This window comes from Legionella sp., from assembly GCF_965140895.1.
Classification (GTDB): domain Bacteria; phylum Pseudomonadota; class Gammaproteobacteria; order Legionellales; family Legionellaceae; genus Legionella.
Genome location: NZ_CBCSKT010000123.1, coordinates 1 through 1,317, shown reverse-complemented (window position 1 = coordinate 1,317; position 1,317 = coordinate 1). Strand labels below are relative to the sequence as shown.

Below are 1,317 nucleotides of genomic sequence, written 5' to 3'. Positions count from 1 at the left end.
CCCCTAAGTTAATTTATTTCCGATTTTTTACAAGAGCCACATACGGAATAATTATACCCTGTGTTAAAATTTTTCCTTTTTAATGCGAGGAATCTGAATACTATGAGCACAATGCGTATCGAATCAGACAGTATGGGTGAAATTGAGGTCCCAGCGGATAAATATTGGGGTGCACAAACCGAGCGTTCGCTACACCACTTTAATATTGGTAAAGACATTATGCCACGTGAGGTGACTCATGCTTTTGGTATTTTGAAAAAAGCAGCAGCGCTCACCAATTTGGATTTAGGAAAATTACCTCAAGATAAAGCGGATTTAATCGTTAAAGCCGCAGATGAAGTCAGTAAAGGCTTATTGGATGCGCATTTTCCACTGCATGTTTGGCAGACAGGAAGTGGCACGCAATCGAATATGAATGCCAATGAAGTTATTTCCAACCGGGCGATTGAAATCGCTGGCGGCATCATGGGTAGCAAAGCGCCTGTTCATCCTAATGATCATGTCAATATGTCCCAGTCCTCTAATGACACCTTCCCAACTGCCATGCATATTGCCGCAGCACTTGCGTTGAATGAAAAATTAATTCCTACGGTTAAAAGCTTACGCAATGCATTTGCTGCAAAAATGGATGCCTTTAAAGACATCGTGAAAATCGGTCGAACTCATTTACAAGATGCAGTGCCCATTACTTTAGGCCAAGAATTCTCTGGCTATGTGGCGCAACTTGATGCCTGCATCAAACGCTTAGAGGAAGTACTTCCTGAATTATATGAACTTGCTGCCGGTGGTACTGCAGTAGGTACTGGTTTAAATACCCACCCACAGTTTGCCACTAAAGTAGCCGAGCATATCGCGCAAATCACGAAATTGCCTTTTGTCAGCGCTGAAAATAAATTCGCCGCTCTTGCCTCGCATGAGCCTTTAGTATTTGCTCATGGTGCGATGAAAACGTTAGCTTGCGCTTTGATGAAAATAGCGAATGATATTCGTTGGTTAGCTTCTGGTCCTCGTTGCGGAATTGGCGAACTCACTATTCCTGAAAATGAGCCTGGTTCATCGATTATGCCTGGTAAAGTAAACCCTACTCAAGCTGAAGCCATGACGATGGTCTGTGCGCAAGTGCTGGGGAATGATACGGCTATTGGTATTGCCGACAGTCAGGGGAATTTTGAGTTAAATGTGTTTAAGCCGGTTATGATTTTCAACTTCCTGCACTCACTTAACTTATTAAACGATACCTGCCATTCCTTCCAGGAATTCTGTGCTGAAGGAATTGAGCCTAATCGCACGATGATTGATTACTACTTACATCATTCC

Annotated in this window: 1 protein-coding gene; it reads left to right on the top strand. The window is 42.9% G+C overall.

The genetic code is table 11. From position 1 onward, the window contains the following. Positions 1–102: 102 nt before the first annotated feature. The coding region (fumC, locus tag ACQY7T_RS12460; protein ID WP_428413836.1) for a class II fumarate hydratase at positions 103–1,317 on the top strand (1,215 nt) is incomplete at its 3' end.